The organism is Microbacterium sp. F01 (assembly GCF_056156365.1).
Genome location: NZ_CM149592.1, coordinates 543,894 through 567,513 on the forward strand (window position 1 = coordinate 543,894; position 23,620 = coordinate 567,513).

The 23,620-nt window shown below is 71.3% G+C and carries 21 protein-coding genes and 1 pseudogene; 15 read left to right on the forward strand and 7 right to left on the reverse strand.

The annotated features are described in order from the left end of the window. Positions 1-68 precede the first annotated feature (68 nt). Both ACVN90_RS02380 and ACVN90_RS02385 read left to right on the forward strand, forming a co-directional pair. A complete protein-coding gene (locus ACVN90_RS02380; RefSeq protein WP_475100597.1) occupies positions 69-644 on the forward strand; it encodes a TetR/AcrR family transcriptional regulator in 576 nt (191 codons plus the stop codon). Positions 645-686: 42 nt separating this feature from the next. After that, positions 687-1,010 carry a DUF7882 family protein gene (locus ACVN90_RS02385; protein ID WP_475100598.1) on the forward strand — a complete coding sequence of 108 codons (324 nt, stop codon included), beginning with the start codon at positions 687-689 and terminating at the stop codon, positions 1,008-1,010. Between the two features lie 132 nt (positions 1,011-1,142). Here ACVN90_RS02385 and ACVN90_RS02390 read toward each other — a convergent pair. From ACVN90_RS02390 to ACVN90_RS02400, 3 genes and pseudogenes are all read right to left on the reverse strand, one after another. Beyond that, a pseudogene (locus ACVN90_RS02390) lies at positions 1,143-1,451 on the reverse strand (DUF7882 family protein); the annotation flags it as partial. A gap of 109 nt (positions 1,452-1,560) precedes the next feature. Next, positions 1,561-2,976 (reverse strand): aspartate aminotransferase family protein, encoded by a 1,416-nt coding sequence (locus ACVN90_RS02395; RefSeq protein ID WP_475100599.1) that lies wholly within the window; start codon positions 2,974-2,976, stop codon positions 1,561-1,563. Between the two features lie 107 nt (positions 2,977-3,083). Continuing rightward, the gene (locus tag ACVN90_RS02400; RefSeq protein WP_475100601.1) at positions 3,084-4,082 is read right to left on the reverse strand and encodes a substrate-binding domain-containing protein; all 999 of its coding nucleotides are present in this window, start codon (positions 4,080-4,082) and stop codon (positions 3,084-3,086) included. A gap of 77 nt (positions 4,083-4,159) precedes the next feature. Here ACVN90_RS02400 and ACVN90_RS02405 point away from each other — a divergent pair, with 77 nt between their 5' ends. Genes ACVN90_RS02405 through ACVN90_RS02415 form a run of 3 tightly spaced genes read left to right on the forward strand, consistent with a single transcriptional unit; the run spans position 4,160 to position 7,136 of the window. Further along, on the forward strand, positions 4,160-5,371 hold the full coding sequence (locus ACVN90_RS02405) for a Gfo/Idh/MocA family protein (RefSeq protein ID WP_475100602.1): 1,212 nt from the start codon (positions 4,160-4,162) through the stop codon (positions 5,369-5,371). Further along, positions 5,368-6,060, forward strand: a complete 693-nt coding sequence (locus ACVN90_RS02410; protein WP_475100604.1) for a ThuA domain-containing protein — start codon at positions 5,368-5,370, stop codon at positions 6,058-6,060. Before ACVN90_RS02405 ends, ACVN90_RS02410 begins: the two co-directional genes overlap by 4 nt. Then, positions 6,057-7,136, forward strand: a complete 1,080-nt coding sequence (locus ACVN90_RS02415) for a Gfo/Idh/MocA family protein (RefSeq protein WP_475100605.1) — start codon at positions 6,057-6,059, stop codon at positions 7,134-7,136. Before ACVN90_RS02410 ends, ACVN90_RS02415 begins: the two co-directional genes overlap by 4 nt. 129 nt (positions 7,137-7,265) lie before the next feature. On the opposite strand, the gene ACVN90_RS02420 is transcribed toward ACVN90_RS02415, so the two are convergent. Next, positions 7,266-8,423 carry an ROK family protein gene (locus ACVN90_RS02420; protein ID WP_475100606.1) on the reverse strand — a complete coding sequence of 386 codons (1,158 nt, stop codon included), beginning with the start codon at positions 8,421-8,423 and terminating at the stop codon, positions 7,266-7,268. 133 nt (positions 8,424-8,556) lie between these two features. Here ACVN90_RS02420 and ACVN90_RS02425 point away from each other — a divergent pair, with 133 nt between their 5' ends. Genes ACVN90_RS02425 through ACVN90_RS02440 form a run of 4 tightly spaced genes read left to right on the forward strand, consistent with a single transcriptional unit; the run spans position 8,557 to position 14,109 of the window. After that, on the forward strand, positions 8,557-9,849 hold the full coding sequence (locus ACVN90_RS02425; RefSeq protein WP_475100607.1) for an ABC transporter substrate-binding protein: 1,293 nt from the start codon (positions 8,557-8,559) through the stop codon (positions 9,847-9,849). 3 nt (positions 9,850-9,852) lie between these two features. Further along, positions 9,853-10,845, forward strand: a complete 993-nt coding sequence (locus ACVN90_RS02430) for a carbohydrate ABC transporter permease (RefSeq protein ID WP_475100608.1) — start codon at positions 9,853-9,855, stop codon at positions 10,843-10,845. A gap of 1 nt (position 10,846) precedes the next feature. Beyond that, positions 10,847-11,737 (forward strand): carbohydrate ABC transporter permease, encoded by an 891-nt coding sequence (locus tag ACVN90_RS02435; protein WP_475100609.1) that lies wholly within the window; start codon positions 10,847-10,849, stop codon positions 11,735-11,737. 2 nt (positions 11,738-11,739) lie between these two features. Beyond that, a complete protein-coding gene (locus ACVN90_RS02440) occupies positions 11,740-14,109 on the forward strand; it encodes a beta-xylosidase/alpha-l-arabinosidase (protein WP_475100610.1) in 2,370 nt (789 codons plus the stop codon). Positions 14,110-14,172: 63 nt separating this feature from the next. On the opposite strand, the gene ACVN90_RS02445 is transcribed toward ACVN90_RS02440, so the two are convergent. Both ACVN90_RS02445 and ACVN90_RS02450 read right to left on the reverse strand, forming a co-directional pair. Continuing rightward, positions 14,173-14,538 carry a hypothetical protein gene (locus ACVN90_RS02445; RefSeq protein ID WP_475100611.1) on the reverse strand — a complete coding sequence of 122 codons (366 nt, stop codon included), beginning with the start codon at positions 14,536-14,538 and terminating at the stop codon, positions 14,173-14,175. A gap of 283 nt (positions 14,539-14,821) precedes the next feature. Beyond that, on the reverse strand, positions 14,822-15,829 hold the full coding sequence (locus ACVN90_RS02450) for a LacI family DNA-binding transcriptional regulator (RefSeq protein WP_475100612.1): 1,008 nt from the start codon (positions 15,827-15,829) through the stop codon (positions 14,822-14,824). 99 nt (positions 15,830-15,928) lie between these two features. Here ACVN90_RS02450 and xylA point away from each other — a divergent pair, with 99 nt between their 5' ends. From xylA to ACVN90_RS02470, 4 genes are all read left to right on the forward strand, one after another. Beyond that, positions 15,929-17,119, forward strand: a complete 1,191-nt coding sequence (gene xylA / locus ACVN90_RS02455) for a xylose isomerase (RefSeq protein WP_475100613.1) — start codon at positions 15,929-15,931, stop codon at positions 17,117-17,119. A gap of 128 nt (positions 17,120-17,247) precedes the next feature. Next, positions 17,248-18,552 carry a xylulokinase gene (locus ACVN90_RS02460; protein ID WP_475100615.1) on the forward strand — a complete coding sequence of 435 codons (1,305 nt, stop codon included), beginning with the start codon at positions 17,248-17,250 and terminating at the stop codon, positions 18,550-18,552. 112 nt (positions 18,553-18,664) lie between these two features. Further along, the gene (locus tag ACVN90_RS02465; protein WP_475100616.1) at positions 18,665-19,513 is read left to right on the forward strand and encodes a transposase; all 849 of its coding nucleotides are present in this window, start codon (positions 18,665-18,667) and stop codon (positions 19,511-19,513) included. Between the two features lie 75 nt (positions 19,514-19,588). Beyond that, positions 19,589-20,410 carry a GTP pyrophosphokinase gene (locus ACVN90_RS02470; RefSeq protein WP_475100617.1) on the forward strand — a complete coding sequence of 274 codons (822 nt, stop codon included), beginning with the start codon at positions 19,589-19,591 and terminating at the stop codon, positions 20,408-20,410. 99 nt (positions 20,411-20,509) lie between these two features. Here ACVN90_RS02470 and ACVN90_RS02475 read toward each other — a convergent pair whose 3' ends face one another. Further along, positions 20,510-21,100, reverse strand: coding sequence for a TetR/AcrR family transcriptional regulator (locus ACVN90_RS02475; RefSeq protein WP_475100618.1), 591 nt, complete (start codon positions 21,098-21,100; stop codon positions 20,510-20,512). Positions 21,101-21,164: 64 nt separating this feature from the next. Here ACVN90_RS02475 and ACVN90_RS02480 point away from each other — a divergent pair, with 64 nt between their 5' ends. Beyond that, on the forward strand, positions 21,165-22,295 hold the full coding sequence (locus ACVN90_RS02480; protein WP_475100619.1) for a hypothetical protein: 1,131 nt from the start codon (positions 21,165-21,167) through the stop codon (positions 22,293-22,295). 108 nt (positions 22,296-22,403) lie between these two features. Next, positions 22,404-23,603 (forward strand): lipase family protein, encoded by a 1,200-nt coding sequence (locus tag ACVN90_RS02485; protein ID WP_475100620.1) that lies wholly within the window; start codon positions 22,404-22,406, stop codon positions 23,601-23,603. Positions 23,604-23,620 lie beyond the last annotated feature (17 nt).

Genomic DNA, 23,620 nt, shown 5'->3' on the forward strand with positions numbered 1-23,620 from the left:
GTCCGGGGGATGAGGATCCTTCGGGGCGGCTCCTACCGGACAACTTTGTCCGGTACTAGGCTACACCCGTGCCGAGCACCGCATCCCCCCGTGCGCTCCCTCGCCAGAACCGAGGCCCCGCCGCAGCAGCCGACAACCGCAAGGCGTTGATCGCCGCTGCCCGCGAGGTCTATGCCGAAGGAGGCCTGCAGGCCCCCTTCAGCGCCGTCGCCAAGCGCGCCGGAGTCGGGCAAGGAAGCCTGTACCGTCATTTCCCCGACCGCACCGCCCTCGCCGTCGCCGTCTTCGAAGACAACGTCCGCGACCTCGAGGAGTACACGGCGTCGCCCGATCGCACGATCGACGATCTGCTCGACCGCGTGGTCGATCAGGCCGTCGTGTCGACGGCGTTCATCGAGCTGATCACCGCGGACCTCTCCGACCGCAGGGTCGCGTCCCTGGGCGCGCGATTCCAGGCGCTCGTGGAGCGTCTCGTCGCGCGCGATCGAGCCGCCGGCCGCATCGGAGCCCATATCGAGACCGAGGACGTGACCCTCGCGACCGGGATGCTGGCGACCGAACTCGCGCGCGCGGAGCCGCCGCAGCGGCCGGCCGTCGCACGCCGTGCGCGCGCGCTGTTCGCGGCGGCTTTCGCACCGCGCTGATCAGGCATTCGCGCGCTGCTGATCCGGCACTAGGCTCCTGGCATGGGGCGGTTCATCTACGACACCAACGCCAACTCGGTCGACATCGAAGACCGCACGCTGGCGCATCTGCGCATCGTCATGATGAACAAGCTGCGCCGCTCCGAGCCGTTCATGTTCGACGTCGAGATCGGCGACGGCAGCGGCCGGCGGAGCTTCTGGATCCACCCCTCGGTGCCGATCCAGTTCCACTTCTTCGGCAGCCGTCAGCCGCGCATCAACCGCCGCTGGGTCGAGGCGCTGATGCTCTCGGCCAGCGGGCCCAACGGGCTCGCGATCCTTCCGGAACCGGAGGACGACGACACTCCGCCGCCTGTTGAGGGCTGAGCCCTAGCCGCTGACGTCGTCGGGCGTCACCTCGGTGCCGCCGACGGTCAGGCGCTCCACGTCCAGGTGATCGACGTCGACGTTGCCGAGCGCCACATCCGGCGCGTCACCGTCCTCGCCCGCCACCGGGATGGGGCCCGTGTCGAAGTGCTCGGCGACCAGCATGATGCCGCCGGTCGAGCTGGCCGAGTTGGCGAGCTCCTCGATCCACTCGCGGCTGAGCTCCGTGGGCTCGGGATCGTCGAACACGAATCGCAGCGGGATCGACGGATGCAGCCAGATGGTGCTGCGACCGCGCGGCTGGTCGTCGGGGTGCTTCCACGACACCGTGAAGCTCTCGTCGCGTCGCAGCTTCGTCGCGATGACGACCTTCAGGTGCGCCAGAGCGCGGTCCTCGATATGGATCGGCATCGCGCCGCCGCCGTAGTAGATCGTGCCCACGCGCCAACCATATCCCCGGTCGTCAGGAACCGCGAAAGGGTGGATTTCCGCACGTCGCGCGTGCCGAAATCCACCCTTTCGCGGTTCCGGTGTCCGGTGCTCTGCGGCGTCAGAGCCTGGTCCACGCCTCCGTGAGGACGCTGCGCAGGATCTGCTCGATCTCGTCGAACTCCTTCGGCCCGATCGTGAGGGGCGGGGCGAGCTGGATGACGGGGTCGCCGCGGTCGTCGGCGCGGCAGTACAGGCCGGCGTCGAACAGCGCCTTCGACAGGAATCCGCGCAGCAGCCGCTCGGACTCGTCGTCGTCGAAGGTCTCCTTGGTCGCCTTGTCCTTCACGAGCTCGATGCCGAAGAAGTACCCGTCGCCGCGCACGTCGCCGACGATCGGCAGGTCGGTGAGCTTCTCGAGAGTCGAGCGGAACAGCGGCGAGTTCTCGCGCACGTGCTGGTTGAGGCCCTCCTCCTCGAAGATGTCGAGGTTCTCCATCGCGACGGCGGCCGAGACGGGGTGACCGCCGAAGGTGTACCCGTGGTAGAACGCGCGGTCGCCGTGCGCGAACGGCTCGTAGATCTTGTCGCTCACGATGGTGGCGCCGATCGGCGAGTAGCCGCTGGTCATGGCCTTCGCGCACGTGATCATGTCGGGGACGTACCCGTAGGCGTCGCACGCGAACATGTGGCCGATGCGGCCGAAGGCGCAGATGACCTCGTCCGACACGAGCAGCACGTCGTACTTGTCGCAGATCTGGCGCACGCGCTGGAAGTAGCCGGGAGGCGGCGGGAAGCAGCCGCCCGAGTTCTGCACAGGCTCGAGGAAGACCGCGGCGACCGTGTCGGGGCCTTCGAACAGGATCATCTCCTCGATGCGGTCGGCAGCCCACACGCCGAACTCCTCGAGGCTCCCCGACGGCGCGCCCATGTCGTCGGCGCGGTAGAAGTTGGTGTTCGGCACCCGGAAGCCGCCGGGGGTCACCGGCTCGAACATCGACTTCATGGCCGGGATGCCGGTGATCGCGAGCGCACCCTGGGGTGTGCCGTGGTACGCCACCGAGCGCGAGATCACCTTGTGCTTGGTGGGCTGGCCCTGGATCTTCCAGTAGTACTTCGCGAGCTTGAACGCCGTCTCGACGGCCTCGCCGCCGCCGGTGGAGAAGAACACCTTGTTGAGGTCGCCCGGCGCGTAGTCGGCGAGCCGGTCGGCGAGCTCGATCGCGGCGGGGTGCGCATACGACCAGATAGGGAAGAACGCGAGCTGCTCGGCCTGCTTCGCGGCGACCTCGGCGAGCCGGCGGCGGCCGTGGCCCGCGGCGACGACGAACAGGCCGGCCAGTCCGTCGATGTACTGCTTGCCCTGCGAGTCCCAGATGTGGTGACCCTCGCCCTTGACGATGATCGGCACGCCCGGTCCGTCGGTCATCACGGACTGGCGGGCGAAGTGCATCCACAGGTGGTCTTTCGCCATCTGCTGCAGTTCGGCGTCGCTGCGGGCAGGACGTCGGGTCACGGACTGCGCGGTAGTGGACATGTGGAGCCTTCCGTCGGACGTGCTCCCACGCTACTCGCGCGCCGCGCGCGTCGACATGCGACGTTTCGTCCGGAACGGATGCTGCGGCCAGCGGTCCGTCCGGATCCTCAGGTGGAGCCGCGGGCGATGAGCTCGGTCGGCAGCACGATCGGCGAGGTCGGCAGCGGAGCGCCGGCCGCGGCGTCGGAGAGGGTCGTCACGGCGGCCGCGGCCATCTCGCGGATCGGCTGCCGCACGGTCGTGAGAGGCGGCGTCAACCACCGCGCGCCGCGCAGGTCGTCGAAGCCCACGACGAGCACGTCGTCGGGGATGCGGCGCCCGGTCGCGGCAGCCGCGGAGTACACGCCGGCCGCCATCTCGTCGGTGCACGCGAAGATGCCGAGCCGTTCGCCCGGCCGCAGACCCCGCAGCAGGGGGAGCGCGGCCTCGCGCGCCGCGGCTCCGCCCCACTCCGCCTGCAGTGCGACGAGGTCGGCGCCGGGGGCGGCCAGGCGCAGGCCCTCGCGGAAGCCTGCGTTCCGCGCGCGGCCGTAGCGGTACGGGGGCGAGCCGAGGAGGATGGCGAACCGCGTCGCGCCGCGCTGGGCGAGGTGGGTCGCCGCCGCGAACCCGCCGTCGCGGTCGGTCGTCTGCACGCTGGTGAGTCCCCGGGAGGTCTCCGCCTGCGGATCCATCAGCACGACCGGGATCTCCGCATCCGTGATCGCGGCCAATTGCGATGCCGTCGGCGAGATGAGTCCGAGCACCACCCCCGCCGACCCGCGCCGGCGGATCCGCATCGGCCAGTCGTCGTCGGGGGTGTCGCGCTCCTCGGTCAGCACGAGGTCGTAGCCCGCGGCGGCGGCCGCGCTGCGGGCACCCGCGGTCACCTCGTCGGAGTAGGCGGTGTGGAACCAGCCGAGCACGAGGTCGACGAGGCGCGCGGTGCCGGGAGGGCGCCCGCCGGCGGCCGGGTCGCGGGTGTACCCGAGCGCGCGAGCCGCGGCCAGCACCCGGCGCCGCGTCGCCGGGGCGAGGTCGCCGCGTCCCGACAGCGCCCGCGAGGCGGTGCCCACGCTCACGCCCGCGTCGGCCGCGACGGCGGCGAGGGTCACACGAGCGGGCATGCGACCAGTTTTGCGCAAGATCCTCGACCGGCGCGAGCACCGATGGCATCGTCTGTGGTCGGGAAAGGGCAACCACGATGACGACGAAGACATCGCCGCTGCGGATCGCGCTGATCGGCACCGGCTTCATGGGCCGCATGCACACGCAGGCCTGGCGCACGGCGCCGCACTTCTTCGACCTCCCGCTCGCGCCGGAGCGCGCGCTCCTCGTCGGCCACCGCGCCGACGCGACGGCCGAGGCTGCCGCGCGCTGGGAGTGGCCGGAGCACGGGGTCGACTGGCGCGAAGCCGTCGAGCGAGACGACATCGACGTGATCGACATCTGCACGCCCGGTGACACCCACGCCGAGATCGCGCTCGCAGCACTCGCCGCCGGCAAGCACGTGCTGTGCGAGAAGCCGCTTGCGAACTCGGTCGCCGAAGCGCGGGAGATGACGGATGCTGCGGCCGCAGCATCCGTCCGGTCCGGCGCCGTCGCGATGTGCGGCTTCAGCTACCGCCGTACGCCGGCGCTGACGCTCGCCCGCCGGCTCATCGCCGATGGGCGCATCGGCGAGATCCGCCACGTGCGCGCGCAGTACCTGCAGGATTGGCTGAGCGACCCCGACTCGCCGCACACGTGGCGGCTCGATCGCGACCGCGCGGGCTCCGGCGCGCTCGGCGACATCGGCGCGCACAGCATCGACACGGCGCAGTGGCTCGCGGGCCAAGCGATCACCGCGGTCTCGGCCACCATGCGCACATTCGTCACGTCGCGCCCTCGCCGCTCCGCGGTCGAGGGGCTCGGCGGGGTTGCCGCCGACACGTCCGACCGGCTCCCGGTGACCGTCGACGACGCCGCCGCGTTCACCGCCCGCTTCGACGGCGGCGCGTTCGGCGTCTTCGAGGCGACCCGCATGGCGACCGGGCGCCGCAACGCCAACCGCATCGAGATCAACGGCGACCGCGGCGCGATCGCGTTCGACTTCGAGCGCATGAACGAACTCGAGGTGTACGACGCCGCCGCCGATGTCGCGCAGGGCTTCCGGCGCGTGCAGGTGACCGAGGCGCAGCATCCATATGCCGGAGCGTGGTGGCCCGCAGGCCATGGGCTCGGCTATGAGCACCTGTTCGCGCACCAGGCCGTCGACTTCGTGCGCGCGGTCGCCGGCGAGATCCCGGTGTCGCCGAGCTTCGCCGACGCGACGCAGGTGCAGCGCGTCCTCGCCGCCGTGGAGCAGAGCGCCGCCCACGACAGCATCCTCACGCCGGTATCTTCCGGCGCAGACCCCGAAGGGACCCCCGCATGACCCGTACCGCCCTCGTCGTCCGCGGCGGATGGGACGGCCACCATCCGATCGAGGCGACCGACCTGTTCCTGCCGTTCCTGCGCTCCAGCGGCTTCGACGTGACCATCGAGGACGACCCGCAGGTGTACGCCGACGCCGACCGCATGGCGACCGTCGACCTCGTGCTGCAGTCCGTCACGATGTCGCAGGCGTCGCACGAGGCGATCCGCGGCCTCCGCGACGCCGTCGCGGCGGGCACCGGCCTCGCCGGCTGGCACGGCGGCATCGCCGATTCGTTCCGCGCGAGCTCGGACTACCTGCAGCTCGTGGGCGGCCAGTTCGCCACCCACCCGTCCAAGCACCCCGACGAGGTGCACGGCGACCAGACCGACAACTACCTCGACTACACCGTCGAGCTCACCGAGCTCGGCCGCACGCACGACATCATGGCGGGCCTCGACGACTTCACGCTGACGACCGAGCAGTACTGGGTGCTGCACGACGACCTCATCGACGTGCTCGCGACCACGACGCACCCCGTGCAGCCCTACCACCCATGGCATCGGCCGATCGTCTCGCCCGCGGTGTGGACGCGCGACTGGGGCCAGGGCCGCGTCTTCGTCTCGACCCCGGGGCACGGCCTCGACGTGCTGCAGGATGCGAACGTCCGCACGATCATCGAGCGGGGGCTGCTGTGGGCCGCGCGGTGACCGACATCGGAATCGTCGGGCTCGGCGTCATCTCGCGTCAGTACCTCGACACGCTGCTCCCGGCATCGAGCGTGCGCATCGCGGCCGTCGCCGACCTCGACGTGGCCCGCGCCGAGGCGGCGGCCGACAGCATCCCCGGGTGCCGCGCGCTCACGACCGGCGAGCTGCTCGAGGATCGCAGCATCCGCACCGTCCTGAACCTCACGATCCCCGCGGCGCATGCGGAGGTCGCGCTCGCCGCCATCGCGCACGGCAAGGACGTCTACGGCGAGAAGCCGCTCGCGGCGACCTTCGCGGATGCTGCGCGGATCACGGATGCTGCGACCGCCGCGGGCGTCCGCGTCGGGGGTGCGCCCGACACGGTGCTCGGCACCGGCGTGCAGACCGCCCGGGCCGCGATCGACGGCGGGCGCATCGGCCGGCCGGTGTCGGCGTCGGCGATGTGGGTCTCGGCGGGCCACGAGTCGTGGCATCCGCAGCCCGACTTCTACTACCGCGAGGGCGGCGGGCCGCTTCTCGACATGGGGCCGTATTACGTCACGTCGCTCGTCCAGCTTCTCGGACCCGTGACCGCGGTGTCGGGAGCGTCGTCGCGGTCCCGCGACGAGCGCACGATCGGGTCCGGCCCGCGGGCGGGGGAGAGTGTGCCGGTCGAGGTCGACACGCACCTCACCGGAATCCTGCACCACGCGTCGGGCGCGATCTCGACCGTGACCATGAGCTTCGATGGAGTTCGCTCGACCGCCGCGCCGATCGAGGTGCACGGCGTCGACGGGTCGCTCCTCGTTCCCGACCCGAACAACTTCGCCGGCGATGTGCGGCTGCACGCGCGCGGCGGATCGTGGGAGACGCTCGAGCCCTCAGCCGGGTACGTCGACTCCGGGCGCGGCATCGGGCTGCTGGACCTGGTCGCGGGCGACGGGCGTGCGAGCGGCGCCATGGCGCTGCACGTGCTCGAGATCATGACCGCGCTCGCCGCGTCGGCCGCCTCGGGTGCGCGCGAGTCGCTGACGACGACGGTGGAGCGGCCGTCTCTCGTGCCCCTGACCAGCGCGGCGGCCTGGCGCAGCCTCTGACGCCGGCTCGCGGCATCCCTTCCTCGTCTTTGACCTGTCGAAGGGGAGGAGGAGAACCGCGGGCGATGGATGCCTCGGGCTCAGAGCCTGCGGTGGGGCAGGGCCCGAGGCGGTCAGGGCCCGAGGCGGTCAGGCGGTGGGGTCGCGGAGGAGGTCGGCGAAGGCGGCCTCGGCGGCGCCGATGAGGAGGCGGTCCTCGGCGAGGGACGCGACGCGGATCTCGAGGTCCTCGGCGTTGGCAGACATCGCCTGGTCCTGCACCAGCGCCGTCAGCCCCGGCACGTCGGGCGCGGCGATCGTCGCGAGGAACCCGCCGAGCACCACCACCGCCGGGTTCAGCGCGTTGACCGCATTGGCGAGGGCGGTCGACAGGATGCGGCGCTGCCGCGCGACCTCCTCGCGAGCCCCGGTGCCCGCGGCCCCGAGCGCCGCCGCGAGGGCGGGCTCGTCGGCCGCCTGCATCCCGACCGCGGCGAGCAGCCGGGCGCGGCTGACCTCATCTTCGAGCACGCCGTTCCCGGCGCGGCGATCGGCCTCGGAGGCGATGCCGGGACGGTTCTGCCCGAATTCGCCGGTGTAGCCGCCGGCGCCGAGCAGCGGCATCCCGTGCACGATCACTCCGCCGCCGATGCCGCTCGCGCCACCGTTGAGGTACACGACGTCGTCGAAGCCGGCTGCCGCGCCGAACAGGTGCTCCGCGATCGCGCCCAGCGTGGCGTCGTTGCCGACGGTCGTCGGCAGCCCGGTCGCCTCGGCGACGAGGTCGCGCAGCGGCGCGTCGGTCCAGCGCAGGTGCGGCGCGTTGCGCACGAGCCCGTCGGCCGCGCGCACGAGGCCCGGTACGGCGAGCCCCACACCCACGACACGCGCGTCCGCCAGCGCACCCGCGTGCCAGAGCGCGACCCGCTCGGCGATCAGCTGCGCGGTCTCAGCGGGCGTGAGCAGGTGGTCGAGATCGATGCGTTCGCGGAGCGGGATGCCGCGATCCAGGCCCACGGCGGCGATCGTGAGCGCGTCGACCTCGGGGTTCGCCGCGATCGCCACGACGCGTTCGTCGGCGGCGACGACCGGGGAGGGGCGACCGACGCGGCGTGAGGGGTCGGGCGCGCGCTCGACGACGAGTCCCTCGCGCACGAGTTCGCCGACGAGGTCGGCGATCGTCGAGCGGTTGAGGGCGGTCGCCTCGGTGAGCGTCGCGCGCGACACCGGTCCCTCGAGGTGCACGAGGCGCAGCAGCCGCGCGAGGTTGCGCTGGCGGACGCCTTCGGCCGGTGACGGATCGCTCATCCGTCTCACTGTAGGGCCCGCGCTGTTGCTCGAACGTAATTTGTTGCTCTTGACCTCAAATCCGATTGCTCGTACTCTTGCCACGTCCACATCACTTTCGACGTAGATGTCGAAACTTTCGAGAGGTTCGAAGATGAACACACGCAGCAGGATGCGCGTCTTCGCCGGGGTTGCTGCCGCCGCTCTGGCGACCGGCGTGCTCGCGGGCTGTGCCGGCGGCGGTGACCAAGGCGACAACGGCGACGGCGTCACCCTCACGTGGTGGCACAACGCCACGTCGGGTCCGCTCCCCGCCGTCTGGGAAGAGGTCGCGGCCGAGTTCGAAGAGGCGCACCCCGGCGTCACTGTCGAGCAGACCGGCTATCAGAACGAGGAGCTGCAGCGCACGCTGATCCCGAACGCGCTGGCCGCGGGCGATCCGCCGGACCTGTTCCAGGTGTGGCCGGGCGGCGAGCTTCGCGACCAGGTCGAGAACGGCTACCTCCAGCCGCTCGACGACGCGATCGCCGACACCATCACGAGCGTCGGCGCGACCGCGAACCCGTGGCAGGTCGACGGCAAGACCTACGGCGTCCCGTTCACGTTCGGCATCGAGGGCTTCTGGTACAACACCGACCTGTTCGAGCAGGCAGGCGCCGAGGTCCCCGCGACCTTCGACGAGCTGGTCGACACGGTCGGCAAGCTCCGCGACGCCGGCATCACGCCCATCGCCGTCGGTGCGGGCGACGCGTGGCCCGCGGCCCACTGGTGGTACCAGTTCGCCCTCAAGTCCTGCTCGCCGGAGGCGCTCGCCGCCGCCGAGACCGAGTTCGACTTCAGCGACGAGTGCTTCGTCGATGCCGGCGCCGGGCTGCAGGAGTTCCTCGGCATCGAGCCGTTCCAGGACGGCTTCCTCGGCACCCCCGCGCAGCAGGGTGCCGGCAGCTCGGCGGGCATGGTCGCCAACGGCCAGGCCGCGATGGAGCTCATGGGCCACTGGAACGCCGGCACGATCGGCGGGCTCACCCCCGATCAGCAGGTTCCCGGCTTCCTCGGCTGGTTCCCGATGCCCGGCATCGACGGCGCGGACGGCGACCCGACCGCGGCGCTCGGTGGTGGCGACGGCTTCGGCTGCTCGGCGGACGCCCCACCGGAGTGCGCGGAGCTGCTGGCATTCATCATGAGCGAGGACGTGCAGAAGAAGTTCGCGGCCAGCGGCTCGGGCATCCCGACCGTCCCGGCGGCGCAGGCGTCGCTCGAAGACGCGAACCTCAAGATGGTCGCCGACGGCCTGGCGGAGGCATCCTTCGTCCAGCTCTGGCTCGACACCGCCTTCGGCACCACGGTCGGCAACGCCATGAACGAAGGCATCGTCAACCTCTTCGCCGGCACCGGCACCCCCGAAGAGATCGTGCAGAAGATGCAGGACGCGGCGGCGACCCTGTAGATCATGGCGACACTCACCACCCCCGGGCCCGCGGTCACCGCGGGCCCGGGCCCCACTCCCGTGCGCCGCCCGCGGCGCGGCTCGACGCGCAAGCGCCTCGAGATCCTCCTGTTCGTCTCGCCCGCGCTCATCCTGTTCGTGGGTTTCGTGATCCTGCCGGTGCTCCTCGCGGCGGTCTACAGCTTCTTCAACCTCCCGCCCGCCTTCCAGTGGGAGAACCTCGCCGACTCCGGCCGGTTCGTGGGCTTCGACAACTACGTGCGGGCGCTCACCAGCCCCGAGTTCCAGAAGGCGATCGGCAACACGTTCTTCATCCTCGTGATGTCGCTGCTGGTGCAGGGCCCGATCGCGATCGCCGTGGCGCTGCTGCTCAACCGTCCGCTCCGCGGACGCGGCGTCTTCCGCCTCCTCATCTTCGTGCCGTACGTCCTCGCCGAGGTCATCGCGGGCCTCGCGTTCAAGCTGATCCTGCAGCCGAACGGCGCGGTCAACGCGACGCTCGAGATGATCGGCCTGGGGGCTTTCGCGCAGAACTGGCTGGCAGACCCGGCCGTCGCGCTCTGGACGATCTTCTTCGTGCTGACGTGGAAGTACATCGGTTTCGCGATCCTGCTGTTCCTCGCGGGCCTGCAGGGCATCCCCGAGGAGCTCGCCGAGGCGGCGCAGATCGACGGCGCGAGCTGGTGGCAGATCCAGCGCCACATCACGATCCCGCTGCTCGGCCCGACGATCCGCATCTGGGCCTTCCTCTCGATCATCGGCTCGCTGCAGGTGTTCGACATGGTCTGGGTGACGGTCGCCCCCGCGGTGCGGCGCATCGCCACCGAGACGATGGCGACCTACATGGTGCAGCAGGGCCAGTTCGCCGGCCAGCCCGGCTACGGCAGCGCGATCGCCGTGATCCTCTTCGTCATCTCGCTCGTCATCGCCCTCATCTACCAGCGCTTCGCGCTGCGGCGCGACCTCAAGGGCGCCCTCACGAACGGAGCCCGCTGACATGTCGGCCACCACCACGATCGTCACCGGCTCGCCGCGCGCCGCCGAGCCGGCCGGGCGCCGGTTCGACTGGGGCCAGCCGTTCGTCTACCTCGTCGCGCTGGTCGTCGCCGCGGTCGCCGTCGGCCCCGTGCTCTACGTCTTCCTCGGCGGGTTCCGCACCACCGCCGACCTGAACGCGAACCCCGCGGGTCTTCCCGACCCGTTCACCCTGCAGAACTGGGTCACCGTGCTCGGCTCGCCGCGGTTCTGGGGCAACCTGTTCGCGAGCACGGTCCTCGCCGTCGCCACGACGGCCGGCGTCGTGATCGCCGGCATCATGGCCGCGTTCGTCCTCGCCCGGTACGACTTCAAGGGCCGCGAGGGCCTCTACACACTGTTCGCCGCCGGGCTCATGTTCCCGCTCACGGTCGCCGCACTGCCGCTCACCCTGCTGCTGCGCACGCTCGGCCTGCACGGCACCTACCTCGGCGTGATCATCCCCGGCATCGCGTTCGCGCTGCCCACGACGATCATCATCCTGGTGCCGTTCCTGCGCGCGATCCCCGACGAACTCGAAGAGGCCGCCATGATCGACGGCGCCACACGCCTCGGGTTCTTCTGGCGGATCCTCCTCCCGCTCGCCAAGCCAGGCCTCATCACGGTCGGCATCCTCGCTTTCGTCGCGAGCTGGAACGGCTACCTCCTGCCGCTGCTCGTGATCTCGACGGGCACGCTGCCGCAGGAGCTGTGGCCGCTGCCGCTCGGAGTGACCCAATTCTCGACCCAGTACTCGCAAGACACCGGCGCCGTTCTGGCGTACACGTCGCTCGCGATGATCCCGGCGCTCGTGTTCTTCCTCCTCGCGGAGAAGCGCATCGTCGGCGGGCTCACCGGGGCGGTGAAGGGATGACGATGGAAGAACAGATTCTGGATGCTGCGACCCTGAGCCTCTGGAACGACCCGGCGCTGCCCATCGACGAGCGGGTCGAGGCCCTCATCGCCGAGATGACCGTGGCCGAGAAGGTCGCGCAGCTGTACGGCGTGTGGGTCGGGGCATCCGCCGACGGAGAAGACGTCGCGCCGCACCAGCACGACATGAGCGATGACATCGATCTCGACGCGCTTCTGCCCTCCGGCCTCGGCCAGCTCACCCGCCCGTTCGGCACCGCTCCCGTCGACCCCGCGACCGGGGCGCTGGCGCTCCAGCGCGCCCAGCAGCGGATCGTCGCCGCGAACAGGTTCGGCATCCCCGCGCTCGCGCACGAGGAGTGCCTCGCCGGTTTCGCGACCTGGGGTGCCACCGCGTATCCCGTGCCGCTCAGCTGGGGTGCGACGTTCGACCCCGACCTCGTGCGCGAGATGGGGGAGCGGATCGGCGCCGACCTCCGCGCGGTGGGTGTGCACCAGGGGTTGGCGCCGGTGCTCGACGTCGTGCGCGACGCCCGCTGGGGCCGCGTCGAAGAGACGATCGGCGAGGATCCGTACCTCGTCGGCACCGTCGCGACCGCGTACATCCAGGGTGTCGAGAGCACCGGCGTCGTCGCCACGCTCAAGCACTTCGTGGGCTACTCGGCCTCGAAGGGCGGCCGCAACCTCGCCCCCGTCTCGGTCGGCCCGCGGGAGCTCGCCGATGTGCTGCTGCCGCCGTTCGAGATGGCGATCCGCGAGAGCGGCGTGCGCTCGGTCATGAACTCGTACACCGACCTCGACGGCGTGCCGACCGCGGCCGATGCCTCGCTGCTGACGGATCTCCTCCGTGACGAGTGGGGCTTCGAGGGCACGGTGGTCGCCGACTACTTCTCGATCGCCTTCCTCAAGGATCTGCACGGCGTCGCCGACGGATGGACGGATGCTGCAGCCCGCGCCCTCTCGGCCGGCATCGACGTCGAGCTGCCCACGGTCAAGACCTTCGGCGCCGATCTTGTCCGGGCCGTCGAGGCGGGCGAGGTGGACGCCGCGATCGTCGACCGCGCGCTCCGGCGCGTGCTGAGGCAGAAGGCCGAGCTCGGCCTGCTCGACGTCGACTGGTCGCCGGTGCCCCCCGCGCTCGCCGGCCACGACGCGACGTCGCTCGAAGCGGTGCGCGGCTCCGTCGATCTCGACCCGCCCGCCAACCGCGAGCTCGCACGTCGCGTCGCAGAGGAGGCGATCGTCCTGCTGCGCAACGACGGGGTGCTGCCGCTCGCCGCACCGCGCCGCATCGCGGTGGTCGGGCCGGTCGCCGACGACCCCTACGCCGTGCTCGGGTGCTATTCGTTCCCGTCGCACGTGGGGGTGCGGCATCCGGAGCTCCCCATCGGCATCGCGCTGCCCACACTGCGCGAGGCTCTCGCGGCGGAATTCGCCGACGCCGAGATCGTGCACGCGACCGGAACCTCCATCGACGGCGGCGAGACCCGCGGGTTCGGCGACGCGCTCGCCGCGGCCGCCGGCGCAGACGTCGTGGTGCTCGCGCTCGGCGACCGCGCGGGGCTGTTCGGCCGCGGCACGAGCGGCGAGGGCTGCGATGCCGCCGACCTCGGCCTGCCCGGAGCGCAGCAGGCGCTCCTCGATGAGGTGCTCGACACCGGTGTGCCGACCGTCGTGACGCTCCTCGCGGGACGCCCGTATGCGCTCGGCACCGCTCCGGAGCGGGCGGCCGCGATCGTGCAGAGCTTCTTCGCGGGCGAGGAGGGCACCGGCGCGATCGCCGGCGTGCTGAGCGGACGCGTGAATCCGAGCGGGCGCCTGCCGGTCAGCATCCCTCGCGATCCGGGGGCGCAGCCTTCGACCTATCTCGCGTCGAAGCTCGCGCGCACCAGCGACGTCTCGAACATCGATCCCACCCCGGCGTATCCGTTCGGCCACGGTCTCGGCTATGCGCCGTCGGTGTGGGCGGATGCTGCCGCCTCGGCGCCCGAGATGTCCACCGACGGGTCGGTGACGGTGTCGATCAACGTGGGCAACGCCGGCGATCGTGACGGCGTCGAGGTGGTGCAGCTGTACCTGCACGATCCGGTCGCGTCGGTCGTGCGCCCGGTGCGGCGGCTCATCGCGTACGCGCGAGTGCAGCTCGCCGCGGGCGAGCGGCAGCAGGTGTCGTTCGATGTGCCCGCCGACCTCGCCTCCTTCATGGGGCGCGACGGGCGGAGGGTGGTCGAGCCCGGCGATCTCGTGTTCGCCTTCGGCCGCTCGAGCGGCGAGATCGTCGCCACGCGGACGGTGCTGGTCGTGGGCCAGCCTCGCTTCGTCGACCACACCCGACGGCTCCATGCGGCGGTGACGGTGCGCCCGGCTTCCTGAGCGGCCGGCGACTCTGCGGCGGTCACCCGAGCGGGTCAGGCGTGCGAGCGCCCGGCGAGCGGATCAGGCGGGCGTGGCGTCGTCCTCGGAGGGGACGACGGCGTCGGCGGGGCACACGGCTCGGACGGCGACGGTGAAGTCGAGGCTCTGCAGCACCTCGACCGCGTGGTCGTACCTCGGCCCCGCGAGCACCACGAAGACCGTGCCGACGACGTCCACGAAGCCGACGGTGACGTCGCCGTCGTGCACCTCGTAACGGTCGAGGTCGATGCGATCCCACCGGATCCCGGACGACGCGGGTGCCGGTTCGAGCGCGGGTTCGGGTGCAGGTGGTTCGGGTCGTCGCGGCGGGAGGTCGCTCGTCGACGGCATTGCACGAGGACGCAGACTGCCTCGGCGCGGAGCCGCGGAGGGTCGTTCGAGCACCATGGGAACCACCTTTGGTCGTGTGAGCGAGCAGGGGCGCACAGCGATCGGGGTGCACCGGGCCCGAACCGTCGTCGAAGCCCGACACTGCCTTCGAATGACGCCCGGCCGACCGCGATGTGGCCACTACCTGTCTACCCGGCGTGTGTTACGTGGCGGTGAACGTCCGGTTCAGTTTTTGCACTCTCGGCGTCTCGTGAGAACGGTTCCACGCTGCGCGCCGGTTCATGGAGGGCACTGGTCGTCCGGATTTCTCCGCGTCGGCGAGCGCAGGCGACGAGCCGTCTCAGGCGGCGTACGGGGCCGTGCTGCCGCGCACGACGAGGTGAGTCGCGAGGTCCATGCGCAGGGTCTCGGGGGTCGCACCCTCGGCGAGCCGCAGCGCGAGGCGCGTCGCCTCTTCGCCCATGCGTCGCAGCGGCTGGTGCACGGTCGTGAGCTGAGGGCTCATCCAGCGCGAGAGTGCGATGTCGTCGTAACCGACGACCGAGAGGTCGTCCGGTACGCGCAGACCCGCTGCGGAACCCGCCGCGATCACACCGAGCGCCTGGAGGTCGCTGCCCGCGAAGATCGCCGTGGGCGGGTCATCGAGGGCGAGCAGTTCGCGCCCCGCGGCCTCGCCGCCGCCGGGGTGGAAGTCGCCGAAGCGGATCAGGTCGGGGTCTATCGGGAGGCCCGCCGCGTTCATCGCCGAACGGTAGCCGTCGACGCGGGCGAGCGAGCACATCATGTCCTCAGGGCCGGTGATCGCCGCGATGCGGCGGTGGCCCAGCTCGATGAGGTGGCGTGTCGCCATGAGCCCGCCCGACCAGTTGGCAGAGCCGACGGAGGGGACGTCGGGGGAGGGGTCACCGGCGGGATCGACGATCACGAACGGGATGCCCTGGGCGCGCAGCTTGTCGCGGAACCGCTCCGCGATGTCGGAGAACACGAGGATCACGCCGATCGGCCGGCGGCGCAGGACGCCGTCGATCCAGTCGGCGCCGGGCGTGTGGCGGTCGCCGCTGACGGTGAGCACGACGGAGAGTCCTGCGTCGTGGGCGACGTCCTCGACGCCCTCGATGACTTCCATCGACCAGCTCGCCTCGAGCTCGTGGAAGACGAGCTCGACGAACTCGCTGCGCTGCTTGCCCGAGCGGCGGGTGTAGCCGTGGCGGGCGAGCTCCGTCTCGAGCCGTGCGCGGGTGCCGGGGGCGACGTCGGTGCGCCCGTTGAGCACCTTCGACACGGTGGCGAGCGACACGCCCGCCTCGGCGGCGATGGTCGCGAGCGTGATGCGTGGCCCCTCCGTCATGCGTCGATGCTAACGCCGAAACTATCGGGATTCGCGCTGGACGAAGCATCCGTTCCTGGTATAGGTTGTCGGCAGCAACATTTACCGCGAAGGAGCGTCATGCCCACCCCCACCCGCGCCGACAAGTTCTCGTTCGGTCTCTGGACCATCGGCTACAACGGCACCGACCCCTTCGGCGGCCCGACCCGCAATCACCTCGACGTCGTGCACGCCGTCGAGAAGCTCGCCGAGCTCGGCGCGTACGGGCTCACCTTCCACGACGACGACCTGTTCGCGTTCGGATCCACGGATGCCGAGCGCCAGACGCAGATCGACCGCCTCAAGGGCGCGCTCGCCGACACCGGCCTCATCGTGCCCATGGTCACGACCAACCTCTTCTCGGCTCCCGTCTTCAAGGACGGCGGCTTCACCTCGAACGACCGCGGCGTGCGCCGTTTCGCCCTGCGCAAGGTCTTCCGCCAGCTCGACCTCGGCGCCGAGCTCGGTGCCAAGACGTTCGTCATGTGGGGCGGTCGCGAGGGCGCCGAGTACGACTCGGCCAAAGACATCCGCGCCGCCCTCGAGCGCTACCGCGAGGCCGTGAACCTCCTCGGCGACTACGTCACCGACAAGGGCTACGACATCCGCTTCGCGATCGAGCCGAAGCCCAACGAGCCCCGCGGCGACATCCTGCTGCCGACCCTCGGCCACGCGATCGCATTCATCGACTCGCTCGAGCGGCCCGAGCTCGTCGGCCTCAACCCCGAGGTCGGCCACGAGCAGATGGCGGGCCTGAACTTCGCCGCCGGCATCGCGCAGGCGCTGTTCCACGGCAAGCTCTTCCACATCGACCTCAACGGCCAGCGCGGCATCAAGTACGACCAGGACCTCGTCTTCGGCCACGGCGACCTGCACAACGCGTTCGCGCTCGTCGACCTGCTCGAGAACGGCGGCCCCGGCGGGGTGCCGGCCTACGACGGCCCGCGCCACTTCGACTACAAGCCCTCGCGCACCGAGGACGAGACCGGCGTCTGGGACTCGGCCGCGGCCAACATGCGCACCTACCTGCTCCTCAAGGAGCGCGCCGCAGCCTTCCGCGCCGATCCCGAGGTCCAGGAGGCGCTCGCCGCGGCGAAGGTCGACGAGCTGTCGGTGCCGACCCTGAACGAGGGCGAGTCGTACGACGACTTCCTCGCCGACCGCTCGGCCTACGAGGACTTCGACGCCTCGGCGTATCTGGGTGGCAAGGGCTTCGGCTTCGTCCGCCTGCAGCAACTCGCGACCGAGCACCTGCTCGGCGCCCGCGGCTGACCCGTCCCATCCTCGTCCGCAGTCCTTTCGACCGCGAGAGAACACCTGGCGGCCGAGAGGTAGTGAAGTTGCCTACCTCTCGGCGAGCCGCTGTTCTCTCGCGGTCAACCCGAGCAGAAGGAGCGCACATGAGCCTCGTGATGGGGGTCGACTCGTCGACGCAGTCGTGCAAGGTGGTGATCACGGATGCTGCAACCGGCGCCGTCGTCAGGCAGGGGCGCGCGTCGCACCCGGACGGTACCTCCGTCGACCCCGAGGCCTGGTGGGCGGCGCTGCAGGCGGCGATCGCCGAGGCCGGCGGGATCGACGACGTCGAGGCCTGGGCGATCGGCGGGCAGCAGCACGGCATGGTCGCCCTCGCTGCCGACGGCCGCGTCGTCCGCGACGCGCTGCTGTGGAACGACACCCGCTCGGCGCAGGCCGCGGCCGACCTCACTGGCGAGTTCGGCGCCGGGGAGCTCGCGCGGCGGACGGGCCTCGTGCCCGTGGCGTCCTTCACCATCACCAAGCTCCGGTGGCTCCGCGACAACGAGCCCGAGAACGCGGCGCGGGTCGCCGCCGTCGCCCTGCCGCACGACTGGCTGACGTGGCGGCTGCGCGGGTTCGGACCCGAGGGCGAATCGCCCCGCGGCCCCGTGCTCGATGACCTCGTCACCGACCGCTCCGACGCCTCAGGCACGGGGTACTGGAACCCCGCCACGGGCGGCTACGACCGCGACCTCCTCATCGCCGCCCTCGGCCACGACGCCGTGCTCCCGCACGTGCTCGGACCAGACGAATGGGTGACGGATGCCGCTGGCCGGCGCGTCGGCGGCGGAGCCGGCGACAACGCGGGCGCGGCGCTGGGGCTCGGCGCAGGGCCCGGAGACGTCGTCGTCTCGATCGGCACCAGCGGCACCGTCTTCGCCGTGAGCGAGGGGCGCACGATCGACCCCACCGGCACGGTCGCCGGCTTCGCGGACTGCACGGGCCGGTTCCTGCCGCTCGTCGCGACGCTCAACGCCGCGCGCGTGCTGGACGCGATCGGGCGGGTGCTCGGCGTGGACCACGCCGAGCTTTCGCGGCTGGCACTCGCTGCCGAGCCCGGCGCGGCCGGGCTGACCCTCGTGCCGTACTTCGAGGGCGAGCGCACCCCGAACCTCCCCGACGCGACAGCTTCGCTCACCGGAATGACGCTCGCCTCGACGACGCGCGAGAACCTCGCGCGCGCCGCGGTCGAGGGCATGCTCTCGGGGCTCGCCGCGGGGCTCGAGGCGCTGCGCGGCCTCGGTGTGCCGCTCGAGCGGGCGCTCCTCGTCGGCGGCGGTGCACAGTCCGAGGCGGTGCGCGAGATCGCTCCGCTGGTGCTCGGGCTGCCGGTGGAGGTGCCCGAGCCGGGCGAGTATGTGGCTCTCGGGGCCGCGCGGCAGGCAGCATCCGTCCTCGCTTCCTGACAAGAGGAGCAAGCGCGGACGAATCATGCAGGCCCCGGCGCGGGCGTGCATGGAGCGGCCGATGTGCCGCCTGGGGCGCCATCCGGCATCGACGGGGCGGCACAATGGGCGCATGGATGCTGACGCCGACGGAGCCGCTCAGCTCGACACGATCGCTGCAGAGCTCTACGCCCTGCCGCCGGCGGAATTCACGGCCGCGCGCAACGCGCGCGCGGGACTCGCGGCGCCGGCGCTTGCCAAGCGGCTCAAGGCCCTGCGCAAGCCCACGGTCTCGGCGTGGGCGGTGAATCTGCTCGCCCGCGACGGGCAGCTCGCCGACGCGGTGGAGCTGTCGGCCGCCCTCCGCGAGGCGCAGGACGACCTCGACGCCGCCGAGCTGTCGCGCCTGGGCCGCCAGCGGCGCCAGCTGGTGGCTGCCCTCGCGAAGCAGGCGGTCGGGCTCGCCGAAGAGGCGGGCGGCACCCTGAGCGCGGCGGCGCGCGACGATGTGGCGACGACGATCAATGCGGCGGTGATGGATGCTGCGGCCGCCGCCGCCGTCCTCACCGCGCGGCTCGTCAAGCCGCTGGAGGCCGGCGACATCGACCCGACCGCGCTCGCCGATGCCGTCGGCGGCTCCCTGCCCGGGGTCGTCGCGCCGCCACCGCGCGACGACCTCGCCGAGCGCCGCGCCCGCAAGGCGGCGGAGAAGGCGGCGCGCGAGGCCGAGCGACTCGCGAACGAGGCCGAGCGCGAGCTCGCCCGGGTGGACGCGCGCCGCGCGAAGGCGCAGGAGCGGGTCGACCACGTGCGGGAGCGCATCGACGACCTGCGCCGCGACCTCGCCGCCCTCGAGGCCGACGAGCACGCCGCGACGGAGAAGCTCGATGCCGTCGAGAGCGAAAGGTCCGAAGCGGCGGCGAAGGCCCGCGACGCCGCGCAGGCGTCGGAGCGCGCGCAGCGGGCCCTCGACGACGTCTGACCGACGCGGAACGCCTGGGGCGCAGCATCCATTGCTCACAGGACTCTCGTAGAACCGCCGCATAGCGTGAACGACATGGCGACTCCCGCACCTCTGGTGCCCGCGACGGCGTCCGACGAGGGTGAGATCACGGTCTCACCGAGCGAGCTGCGAGAGCTCCGGGACGAGCTGCAGCGCTTCATGATGGAGTACCGCTTCGGCCTGCAGGAGGTCGAGACGAAGATCGGCATCCTGCGCGACGAGTTCCTGCTGACGCACGACTACAACCCGATCGAGCACGTCTCGAGCCGCGTGAAGTCGCCCGACAGCCTCGTCGAGAAGGTGCAGCGCAAGGGCATCGACGGGGATTTCGCGTCGATCCGCCGCAACATCACCGACATCGCCGGCATCCGCATCACGTGCAGCTTCACCGCCGACGTGTACCGCCTCTTCGACCTGCTGACCGCCCAGGACGACGTGCGGGTGCTCAACGTCAAGGACTACATCGCCGCGCCGAAGTCCAACGGGTACAAGAGCCTGCACGCGATCCTCGAGGTGCCGGTGTTCCTCTCGACCGGGCGCATCGAGGTGCCCGTGGAGGTGCAGTTCCGCACCATCGCGATGGACTTCTGGGCGAGCCTCGAGCACAAGATCTATTACAAGTACGCCACACGCGTGCCCGACGAGCTGCTCGAGAGCCTCAAGGACGCGGCCGAGACCGCCGCCGAGCTCGACGCCCGCATGGAGCGCCTGCACAGGCAGATTCGAGGCGGCAGCGCCGGGGAGATCCGCGGGGGCAGTGCCGGCCAGACCGCGCCCGTGGCCGTCCGCGAGATCACGGCGGTTCCGGCTCCGGCTGAGACGGCTCCGGATGCTGCGCCCCCGCGCGCCGGCGACGCCGAGGTCCGCTCGGTCTGACGTCACCCCCTTCGTTCGTTCGCCACAGATGTACGCCGAACGGCTCGTTTCGCCTACATCCGTGGCGGACGAACGGAGTTCTCGACGCTGAGAGAGGGGTCAGCTCGCGAGGACCGCCGCCGTGCTCTCGAGGTAGTCGTCGACGGTGCGCGGCCCGAAGACCGCGCTGTTGGCGATGTACCCCTGAGCAAGGGCCGTGATGGACCGCGCGGTCTCGGCAGCGAGGGCCGCGGCATCCGTCTCGTCCGTCGTCCGTGAGCGCGCCCACGGCGTGATCGCAACGGTGAGCGAGGCGCGCAGGCGGCCGGCGGTGCGCAGCATCTCGTCGTGGACACCGGGTTCGACCATCGCCTCGCCCCAGAACTGAAGGATGAGCGAGGGCGACAGACCCACCTCCGCGAACATCGACAGCATGCCCTGGAGCGCTTGCCGGGGCGTCACCATCCGGCCGCGCCGGCCCGCATCCTCGAGCGCGTCGATGCGGGGGAGCAGGTAGCGGCCGACGACGTAGCGGGCGAGTTCGCCCTTGTTCGTGAAGTGCGAGTAGATCGCGCCGGTCGACAGGCCCGACTCGGCGACGATGTCGGCGATCGAGGTATCGCGCACGCCGTTGCGTTCGAGCACGCGCAGCGCCGCCTGGGCGATCTCCTCTCGGCGGGCCTCGCGGTACTCCTTCGACACCTTCGGCATGGAAACAGAATACCGATTCTGTTACTGTCACAAACAGAATAACCATTCTTTTTAGGAGGACGCGATGAACGCTCATCGTGACGCAGCATCGGTGGATGCCGCACCCGTACGCCCCACGAAGTGGGGCGTCGCCGCGCTGTTCGGGCTGGTCGGCTCGCTGATCGTCGCCGTCATCGTGATGGCGTTCGTGTGGCCGGCCGCCACCTCCCAGCCGCAGAACCTGCCCGTCGGCATCTCAGGGCCCGCCGAGGCCGTCGCCGCCGTGGAGGACAAGCTCGCCGAGCAGGACCCCGCGCCGTTCGACCTGCACGAGGTCGATTCGCGCGACGACGCGGTGTCGCAGATCGATTCCCGTGGGCTGTACGGCGCGATCCTCCTGGGTGACGAGCCGGAGGTGCTCATCGCCACGGCGGCGAGCCCCGTCGCCGCGCAGGCGCTGCGCGGCGTCGCCAGCCAGCTGCAGTCGCAGATCGACACGGCGGCAAAGACCGCACTGACCGACCAGCTGACCGCCATCGTCGGGGTGCTGAAGTCGGGGCAGATGCCGCAACTGCCGGAGGGCGCGACGGGCGGAGCCCCGGCCATCCCGACGGTCACGGTCACCGACGTCGTGCCGCTCGCCGACGGCGACAGCACGGGCGCCGGGCTCGCGGCATCCGTCTTCCCGATGGTGCTGGGCGGCATGCTCGGCGGCATCCTGCTGACGCTGCTGGTTCAGGGGGTGGTGCGCCGACTCGTCGGACTCGTCGTGTTCGGCGTCGCGGCCGGCGCGCTGATCGCGCTCGTGATGCAGACCTGGTTCGGCATCCTCACCGGCGACTGGCTGCTCAACGCTGCTGTGCTGGGCCTCGGTGTGACCGCGACCTCCGCGCTCATCATCGGACTCGCGGCGCTGATGGGTCCTCCCGGGATCGCCGTCGGCGCGATCATCACGATGTTCATCGCCAACCCGATCGCCGGTGCTGCCCAGCCGCCGCAGTTCCTCCCCGAGCCGTGGGGTGCCGTGGGCCAGTTCTTCGTGCCGGGGGCATCGGCGAACCTCCTGCGCTCGGTGATGTACTTCCCGGATGCCTCGACCTGGGTGCAGTGGACCATCCTCGCCGCCTGGCTCGTGGGTGGGGTGATCCTGGCGCTGATCGGCCACCAGCGCACCCGGGCCGAGCTGACGCCGCCAGCGCGGCAGCTCGAGGGCTGACTCAGGAATCGCGAAAGGGGAGGTTTCCGCGCGCTGCACCATGCGGAAACCTCCCCTTTCGCGATTCCACGCGTTGCGCGGGGGTGAGACGCGCTAGCGTCGCACGCAATGGGGACCTCGACGCGCCGTGCGCGCCGGCAGCGCTTCGTCTTCGCCTTCGCGGCGGCGACGCTCGCCGTCGTGGGCGGCGTCGTCGCCGCGGAGGAGGCACGGCTCGTCGGAGACGCGCTCGAGCGTCCGGGCATCGACCGCTTCTACACCCAGCCCGAGGGCGCCGCGGACGGCGATCCGGGCTCGCTCGTGAAGGTGGATGCGCTCATGGGAGCCCCGCTCGCCGCCCGGGCCTGGCGCATCATGTACCGCACCACCGACGTGCACGGCGAACCCGCAGTCGCCACGGGCGTCCTCGTCGTGCCGCTGACACCGGCGCCGGCGCGCGGGCGCACCGTCGTCTCGTGGGGGCACCCGACCACCGGGGCCGCGCGCGACTGCGCCCCGTCCTACGGGTTCGATCCCTTCATCGGGATCGAGGGCCTGCGGTTCCTGCTCGACCGCGGGTACGCCGTCGTCGCCACGGACTACGTCGGGATGGGCACCGACGGCACCGACTCGTACCTGGTCGGCGTGACCGGCGGCAACGCCGTGCTCGACGCCGTGCGGGCCGCCCGCGGGATTCCCGACGCCCGCGCGAGCGAGCGGGTTGTGCTGTGGGGTCATTCTCAAGGCGGTCAAGCCGTGCTCTTCGCCGCCCAGCAGGCAGCCGACTACGCCGCCGAGCTCGACATCCAGGCCGTCGCCGCCGCCGCGCCCGCCGCCGACCTGCCGGGTCTCATGAGCGCCCACCTCGACGACATCTCGGGCGTCACGATCGGCTCGTACGCCTTCACCGCGTACGCGGAGGTGTACCCGCAGGCTCCCCTCGACGGCATTCTCACGCCGGCCGCGCAAGAGATCGTGCCGCGCATGAACGAGTTGTGCCTGCTCACGAACATCGCACAGCTGCACGAGATCGGTCAGCCGCTGGTGGGTGACTTCACCGTGAGCGATCCGACGACGACCGAGCCATGGGCGACGCTGTTCGCCGAGAACTCCGCGGGCGCGACCGCGTTCGACGCGCCGCTGTTCCTGGCCCAGGGGCTCGAGGACGAGCTCGTGGTGCCGTCCGACACGACCGCGTTCGCGCAGCACGAGACCGAGCTCGGCATCGACGTGACGTACCACGAGATCCCGTTCGCGACCCACGGGACGGTGGCCTACCTCGCGCTGCCGGCGATGCTGCGCTGGCTGGACGGGGTCTCTGCGGGGTGACCCGCCTGGCTAGTGTG

Excerpts from the sequence above, each read along its gene's own strand:
- ACVN90_RS02425 (WP_475100607.1), top strand. The coding sequence starts at position 8,557 with ATGAACACACGCAGCAGGATGCGCGTCTTCGCCGGGGTTGCTGCCGCC.
- ACVN90_RS02400 (WP_475100601.1), bottom strand. The coding sequence starts at position 4,082 with ATGCCCGCTCGTGTGACCCTCGCCGCCGTCGCGGCCGACGCGGGCGTG.
- ACVN90_RS02460 (WP_475100615.1), top strand. The coding sequence starts at position 17,248 with ATGAGCCTCGTGATGGGGGTCGACTCGTCGACGCAGTCGTGCAAGGTG.
- ACVN90_RS02395 (WP_475100599.1), bottom strand. The coding sequence starts at position 2,976 with ATGTCCACTACCGCGCAGTCCGTGACCCGACGTCCTGCCCGCAGCGAC.
- ACVN90_RS02445 (WP_475100611.1), bottom strand. The coding sequence starts at position 14,538 with ATGGTGCTCGAACGACCCTCCGCGGCTCCGCGCCGAGGCAGTCTGCGT.
- ACVN90_RS02450 (WP_475100612.1), bottom strand. The coding sequence starts at position 15,829 with ATGACGGAGGGGCCACGCATCACGCTCGCGACCATCGCCGCCGAGGCG.
- ACVN90_RS02430 (WP_475100608.1), top strand. The coding sequence starts at position 9,853 with ATGGCGACACTCACCACCCCCGGGCCCGCGGTCACCGCGGGCCCGGGC.
- xylA (WP_475100613.1), top strand. The coding sequence starts at position 15,929 with ATGCCCACCCCCACCCGCGCCGACAAGTTCTCGTTCGGTCTCTGGACC.
- ACVN90_RS02480 (WP_475100619.1), top strand. The coding sequence starts at position 21,165 with ATGAACGCTCATCGTGACGCAGCATCGGTGGATGCCGCACCCGTACGC.
- ACVN90_RS02475 (WP_475100618.1), bottom strand. The coding sequence starts at position 21,100 with ATGCCGAAGGTGTCGAAGGAGTACCGCGAGGCCCGCCGAGAGGAGATC.
- ACVN90_RS02440 (WP_475100610.1), top strand. The coding sequence starts at position 11,740 with ATGGAAGAACAGATTCTGGATGCTGCGACCCTGAGCCTCTGGAACGAC.
- ACVN90_RS02435 (WP_475100609.1), top strand. The coding sequence starts at position 10,847 with ATGTCGGCCACCACCACGATCGTCACCGGCTCGCCGCGCGCCGCCGAG.
- ACVN90_RS02420 (WP_475100606.1), bottom strand. The coding sequence starts at position 8,423 with ATGAGCGATCCGTCACCGGCCGAAGGCGTCCGCCAGCGCAACCTCGCG.
- ACVN90_RS02470 (WP_475100617.1), top strand. The coding sequence starts at position 19,589 with ATGGCGACTCCCGCACCTCTGGTGCCCGCGACGGCGTCCGACGAGGGT.
- ACVN90_RS02485 (WP_475100620.1), top strand. The coding sequence starts at position 22,404 with ATGGGGACCTCGACGCGCCGTGCGCGCCGGCAGCGCTTCGTCTTCGCC.
- ACVN90_RS02385 (WP_475100598.1), top strand. The coding sequence starts at position 687 with ATGGGGCGGTTCATCTACGACACCAACGCCAACTCGGTCGACATCGAA.
- ACVN90_RS02465 (WP_475100616.1), top strand. The coding sequence starts at position 18,665 with ATGGATGCTGACGCCGACGGAGCCGCTCAGCTCGACACGATCGCTGCA.
- ACVN90_RS02405 (WP_475100602.1), top strand. The coding sequence starts at position 4,160 with ATGACGACGAAGACATCGCCGCTGCGGATCGCGCTGATCGGCACCGGC.
- ACVN90_RS02410 (WP_475100604.1), top strand. The coding sequence starts at position 5,368 with ATGACCCGTACCGCCCTCGTCGTCCGCGGCGGATGGGACGGCCACCAT.